Consider the following 7640-nt stretch of genomic DNA (forward strand, 5'->3'; position numbering starts at 1 on the left):
CGTTTCCCTTTTACCTTTATGCGAAGTAGCTATCACAAGAACTGTGAACAGAGTCCTTGCTTATCATAAAAGCACTTTAGGAGGAAAACCGCGACAGTGCTATTGTCCATAAGGACAATATAGCGAAACGAAAGGTTGATTATGACGCCAAACAGCAAATCGGGAATAATAAAGAGGACAGGCAGGAGCAAAACAGCCGCTCAGCGACCGTTTACCCTGCCCGAAGGTTAGAGATCAATACTTGAGGTGGTCTGCTCGAATGGATTACCTATTCCACTACCGGCCTCCATGCTCCAGCTGCCGGAGGGCCCCGTTCCGACACTCTGAGCCTGTGATTCGCCGCCCCCAGCCTCGCCAAATGCCGCAGCGAGCCAATCATCGCCAGAATCTTCCAACAAATCACCCAGCCCCAGTTTTTCCGAACCGGAAACATGGCCTGTCATATAGGTCCCGGCCATCGGGCCACTGGAAAAACCGGCCGCCGCCGTCATTGGCTCCGAAGCGTTCACGCTGAAAGTGAACGTTTGGGTGACAGGCGCGCTGCCATCCTCGTTGTTATCTTCCACGCTCACATCAAACGACGCTTCGGTTAACGTTCCGGCATCCAGCACAAACTCGACCTGCCCAGCTGCCAATTGCGCGGCGCTAAAGCTTGTGGCACTGTCACCATCCACCTCTATTACACCGCTATTCAGGTTCTGCACTGTAAAGGTGATATTAGCCTCGCTATTATCTGGGTCCTGATAATAGAGATCGTCGGTGGTGAGAGTATAGCGACCGCCTTCTTCCACTTCGGCGCTCAGGTCTCCTGTCAATTGTGGGGCGTCGTTTACGGGTACGACGTCAATAGTGATGGTCGCCGAAGAACTGTCCAGTTCACCGTCACTGACCGAGAACTGGAAGCTGGCATAAGCATCGCCGTTGGCATTTTCCGCCGGGGTAAACACTAAAGCGCCAATTTCTGCCTGGGTAATCTCCTGGCCTACGGTTACCCCCACCTCGTTTAAGGTTAAGCTACCCTGAGCCGGTAAGCTAATTAGGGTAATGTGATCCAGGCTATCCCCAGCATCGACATCGCTAAAACCGAAATCGGCGACACTAAAGGTATAAGCCTCGTCTTCGTTGATGACGATATCAGCATCTGCGGTGGCAGGTGCGTCGTTTACGGGCAGCAAATCCAAGCTGGCGGTATTGGCGACGGCGGCATTCACTCCGTCGCTCACGCCAAAGCTAAAGCTCACGTCAGAATCATCGTTGGCTGCCGGGGTATATAGCCATGTGCCATCCCCATTGTCTATAAGAGTCCCGACGCCGCTGGTTACACTTAAATCCACTGCACTCAGCGCATCGCCTTCTTCATCGGCAGCGCCTGTCAACAAATCGGCTTGGGTGATGGTCAAATTCGTGTCTTCATCTGTGTCGGACAAAACAACAGCTTCCACTTGGGGAGCATCATTAACGGGATTCAAGGTAATATTTACCTGCCCTGTGACGACACTGTTTGCCTCATTCTGCCCATCATCCACTTGGTAACCAAATACGACCGTTTCTTCAGAAGCCAAGGTATCTGGGGCGTTGTACAACAAGCCCGTCAACTGGGCACTTGTCAACTGGTCATTAACCGCGACTGGCGTTCCATCTGACAAGATTACCTGTCCTTCTGTGGGTAGTTCCGTGACAGTAATAATGAGCGAATCGCCATCCACATCGGTGGGCGCTGTCAAACCCAGTGAGTTGCGGCTGCTGTCTTCATTGACACTGATTGAAGTGGAATCGACAACCGGGGTATCGTTGATATTATTGATAACAATATCAACGCTAGCGGTATCTGTACCACCCTCGCCGTCATCCACCAATAGCTGCAAGTTGTAGTCGCCCACCTCGGCATCACCCACGGTTTGCGCCAGGGTTATCGCCCCGGTCACGGCATCTAACGCGAATAAGCCCGCCGCATTACCCGAGGTGATACTGTAAGTTAACGGATCATTATCGGGATCTTGGGCGGTGACCGTGCCCACCGCTGTACCCGCTGCATCATCTTCGTTTACTTCAAAGGCGTAGCTATCGTCGTCGTTGCCCGAAGTTTCGCTCACAAAATCCGGTGCGGGGTTAGTCACTGTCCAGGTGAAGGATTGACTGGTTTGTTCTCCGCCCGAGTCAGTGGCGGTAACCGTCACGCTAAAGGGCGAGTCAGCACCCGCGTCGGCATCTATGGTTCCGCTGATTACGCCCGTTTGCGAATCAATACTCAGTGATGAGGGCAAGCCTGTGGCGCTGTAGGTAAATACGTTATCGGCATCGATATCGTCAAAACTGCCACTGACATCTAAACTGATTTCTTCACCTTCACCCGAGCTTTGACTATCAATGGCGCTAGAGGTGGGGGCGTCATTGACCCCGGTCACGTTAATAGTGACCGTCACCGGATCACTGATACCATCGCTATTGTCCTGCATGCGGTAGGTAAACGTAACGGCCTCAGTATCGCCTGCATCAAGCTGCTGAAAGTTATTTCCGGGATCGTAAGTAAATGTGCCGTCATTGTTAAAGCTAAGATTACCCGGCCCCGAAAAACTACCATCAACGACCCGATAACCAATCACTGTGCCGTCTACATCCACCGCCGCCGGAATACTCGTATTTAGCACCGAGTCTTCGTCCACCGTGACTACCACGTCATCGCTGGTGGGAACATCATTTATGCCTTCGATATTAACGGTGACTGTAGTGGTACTGCCGTCGGATAAATTTATGGTGAACACATCAGCTTCGTCGTCGCCATTATTTAAGGTTTGCGCGTTGGGGCCTAAGTTGTACTCCCAGTTACCCTCTGCATCCAGAGTTAACGTGCCATAATCTCCCTCGATTGTGGCGGGGATAAAACTTAGATCTGTCGCATCGTCATCTGGATCAAACGCCGTTAGCTGACCAGAAGCGGCAGGGTTGGCATCATCTTCGGTAATATTAACGTTTGCGGCGCTGATTTCGGGGGCGTCATCGACACCGACAATAGTGATGGTGACAATTTGCTCGCCACTGACGCCGCTGTCGTTATCCACCGCCGCGAAATTAAATTCAACCTGTGTAGTTTCACCTTCAGCCAGATAATCGTAACTTCCGCGCGGATCAAACTGATAAGTGCCATCAGAGTAGAAAATCAGCTCGCCGGGAGCAGAGGTGTCATCACTCACATACACCAGATCGCCGCGCTGGATGTAACCGACAATGCGCCCCAAGCTATCTACATCGGTCGCCTCGGGTAGGTTGCCGATCAGAGCTGTATCTTCATCAATTGTCGCAGACACATTATTGTCATTGGAATCAATTACTGGCACATCGTTGGTGCCCGTTACTGATATCGTTACAGTGCTTGTCGCACCCGTGGTGGTCTCTACCGTAAACTCTTCACTGACTTGCTGATCAGCGTTTAACGCGTCCGTATTGGGGTTCGTATTATCGAGGGTGTAATTCCAGTTACCGCCACTGTCCAAAGTAAAGGTGCCATACACACCCGCTATATTTTGGTCGACAAAGGTTACGCTACCATCGGCCGACTCGCCATCATCGACATCAGTAAACACAATTTGACCAGCAGCGCTGTTACTACCGGGATCATCCTCAATAACACTGCCGGCGCCACGGGACAAGGATGGCAAGTCATCCTCGCCCTCTATGGTGATACACCCCTCACCCACATTGCTAACCGCACCATTATTGTCGATCGCCTGAAAGCTGAAACTTACGCTGGTAGTAACACCGTCGGGTAAATGATCAAACTCGGTGCCCGGATCAAAGGTAAAACTGCCATCGGCGTCAATAATAAGTGTGGCATCTCCTAATTCTTCAGCATTAATAACTTCATAGGTGACAATATTGCCATCCACATCGGTGCCATTAAGCTGTCCGGTAATCACGGAGTTTTCACCGGTTACGACAATATTACATGCGAGATCTTCCACCATAGGAGCATCGTTGGTACCGATAATTTCGATAGTCACCGAATCGTTACCGTCGCCTGCTGGAATCACCACGGTAATATCGTCACCCGGCCCCAGGGCGGGGATGGAGGGCGCCTCACTACCGTCGGCGATATCAGGATCCAATGTATATGTCCAGTTACCATCCTCGTCCACTACCAAGGTGCCGTAGTCGTCCTCGTACGCACCGGGGGTAAAGCTATCCAGCTCTCCACCGCTGACCGAGTCGGTATTGTCCTCGATAATAAGGCCAAAGTTTGGATCGTCAGGTCCATCATCGGTAATACCACTGAGAGTAATGGTGACTTCACCGATATTCGACCGAGCACCTTGTTCGTCAAACGCGCGGTAGGTAAAGCTAAGCTCTTGCGTATCGCCGTCCCCCATACCGTCATAAGCTAAACGCGGATCAAAGGTGTAGGTTCCGTCGGTGTTAAAAATAAATGTGCCCGGAGCAAAATCGTCAGCTTCAATCAAGCCGTAGCCAAAGCCTTTGACAATGCCGTTGCCATCATCATCGGCATAGCCGTCGTCTTCGTCGATATCACTGACGAGCGAGAGATTTCCCTCAAACACATTATCTTCATCGGCTGTTTCTGTGATACTCACTTCATCCAAAGTGGGGGCATCGTTGGTGCCAGTGATATCGATGGCAATGCTAGCAGTCGATTCGCCATCGTTTAAATTTACTACAAAATTATCGGTCACCTGATCGCCCTGATCGAGCGGATCGGCATCAGCCGAGCGCAGCGTATAGCTCCAACTACCGTCGGCATTCATGGTTAAATCACCCCAGGAACCCGCGTAACTATCCGACACAAAGGCCAGCCCCGGATTATCGACATCTCGGGCACTAATGGTCCCGGTTGCCGAAGGGTTAACATCTTCCACCACAGCCCCCGCGCCACTGCCAATGTTTGGGGCATTATCAACGCCGACCACTCTAATAGTTACCGTTCCGGGTTCAGACACAGCACCATTATTATCGGCCGCCGCATACTCGAAGGTTACATCGCGAAACTCGCCCGCGGCCAAATCATCGAACTCACCATTGGTTAAAAACCGAAAGGTACCATTGGGCTGTAACGACAGTTCACCTTCGATAACATCGGTAATAAGCCCATAACCAAAAATACTTCCATCGACATCATCACCTCTCAGCTGCCGCAGCTGAAGGTTCTCGTTTTCATTAAGGGCAAAAAACAGATCATCCACTGTGGGCTTATCATTAACCCCCTGAATATTGATAGTAACTGTCGTCTGAACATTATCGTCTACGGTGGTGGCAGTATCACCGCCATCAGTTAAATCAATGGTGTACACCTGCTGATGAGTTTGACCGATACTAATAGCATCTACGGTTTCATTTTGATTTAATATATAAGACCAGAATCCGTCTTCGCCTACCGTTAAAGTGCCGTAATCATCGCTGTAAGTATTGGCAATAAATGCCATATCGGGGTTATCGATATCAAATACGCTAAGCTGACCAGTCGCATCGAGTATAGTATCTTCACGAACCATCCCTGATCCCGCACTAACTTGACCTGGGTCATCTACCCCATTAATAACGACGGTAATTTGGCCAAAATCACTTAACTCGCCGTTGTTATCAACCGCCCGGTAACTGAAAACAAACTCTGTGCTTTCACCCTCGGCCAGATAATCGTATTTTCCGGTGGGATCGACGGTATAAGAGCCGTCAGAATTAAACGTTAGCACGCCTTCAGGCCTCGCCACACTGCCTGCGGTGGTGTAACTAATTACCTCGCCATCGACATCCGTGGCGCCCGGCACCATACCTGAAACAGCATGGTCTTCATCGGTTTCAATGGTATCATCTAAAACCTCAGGGGCATCATTAGTCCCTTTAATGGTCACCGTCACTGCCTGGGTATCAGTGGCCCCTTGGCTATCGGTTGCGGTAATTTCATACTGAATTTTGACAGTTTCACCTACAGCTAAATAATCGAACGCATCATCCGCATCAGTGGTAAAAACCCAGTGGATATTACCGTCGGTAGCGCTAGCATTAATAACGGCGCTGCTGTTCACTGTCATCATGGACAATAAGCGCGGATCGTTATCGAGCGCAAAATCGCCTTCGTTGCCACTAATTATCGATACCGCCGTAACCGAGGGCGTCACACTATCGGCCACATCGACATCACCGACGCTTAGGGTGCCATCGGCACTTCGGACTGCATCAGTTTCATTAAAACTACGATTTGCCTTGTCGTCGCTATCGATACGTATTTCGGGAGCATCATTCACACCGGTTAAGGTAACGGTTATCTGATGCTCGGTTCCATCAATGGTGTAAACCGTAAAGACTTCATCGCGGCTCTCGTCTTGGGCGAGATACTGCAGCACACTGTTATCAACCGTGTAGTTCCACTCACCGGTAGCCGTAATCGCCAGGCTGCCTAACACATTTCCTACAGGTACCGGTGCGCGCGAGGTATCAATCGTCGATTCGTTATCATCCAAATCTGAGACAACTAAAACACCGGAATCTGCAGTGGGCAAATCGTCCTCAATTACAGCTCCTGAGTCGTCGCCGCTAAACTCGGGGATATCATTAACGCCTACAATTTCTATAGTGACTGTGGCGGCATCACTGTATACCGGGCTACCTCCCGCGTCGCTTTCGGAGTCTTGCAGATCATAGGTAAAGGTCACACTGGTGGTATCGCCTTCACCCAAATAATCAAAATCATCCAGAGTGTCAAAGCTAAAGCTGCCGTCGGAGTTAAAGGTAAGCGCACCTGAATCGGCGGGAATATCGTCTTGTAAACGGTAACCCAGTGGGTCGATTGGGCTATCGATATCCGTAGGCACGGGCACCTGCTCATCCAGGCTTTCGCCCTCATTGAGCTGCAAAGATTCGGGATAAACTACTGGCGGGTCATTGCTGCCAGTTACAGTAATAACAACCTGATGCTGCGCCTGACCTCCGTTGCCATCATCCACCTGAACAGTGTAAGTCAAAAGCAACTCATCGCCTTCGCCCAGATAATTGAAAGCTTCGCCGGCGCTATCAAAACTCCAGCTCACCGTACCCTGGGTGGCGTCATTAGCAATTACCGCCACCGCATCAACACTCAGCATGGACAACAATGCGGCATTACCAATACCCCCACTACTACCCGTAACTGCTACGCTAGCCACCGAGGGAGTAACCGTGTCCCGCACATCAATGTCGGTGGTGGTTAAAGTACCAGCTGCCGCAAGCGCCTCATCGGTTTCCAACAGTTGGGCGGTATCGGAATCGCCATTAGCCGCAACCACATCCAGGGTCGGGGTATCATTGGTACCGGTTATCGTGACAGCAACTGTGTGCTCGGTACCGCCTATAGTGCTTATTTGAAACAGATCTATTCGAGTTTCACCTGCCGCTAAATACTGGGTAGCGGCGTTATCAACACGGTAATTCCAACTGCCATCAGCCTGAATATTGAACTGCCCCAGAACATCGTTCACGGCTACAGTCGCATTGGGGTCAACCGCATCCTGATCAAAGTCAGCATCGGTTCCCGTTAATTGACCGGTATCGACCAATAGATCACCGATCCGGACATCGACGTCTTCGGTCACTTCGCCGGTATCGCCACCGGTGATGATGGCGCCATCGTCGGTGCCGGTGATACTGATCACAATCTC

1 protein-coding gene is annotated in these 7640 nt (G+C 50.9%); it reads right to left on the reverse strand.

All coding sequences use genetic code 11. The features are described 5' to 3' along the window. Window positions 1-227 precede the first annotated feature (227 nt). Window positions 228-7634, reverse strand: a complete 7407-nt coding sequence (locus M6D89_RS07470) for a VCBS domain-containing protein (RefSeq protein ID WP_253967392.1) — start codon at window positions 7632-7634, stop codon at window positions 228-230. Between the last annotated feature and the right edge of the window lie 6 nt (window positions 7635-7640).

Source organism: Gilvimarinus xylanilyticus (assembly GCF_024195295.1).
In the GTDB taxonomy this organism is placed as follows: domain Bacteria; phylum Pseudomonadota; class Gammaproteobacteria; order Pseudomonadales; family Cellvibrionaceae; genus Gilvimarinus; species Gilvimarinus xylanilyticus.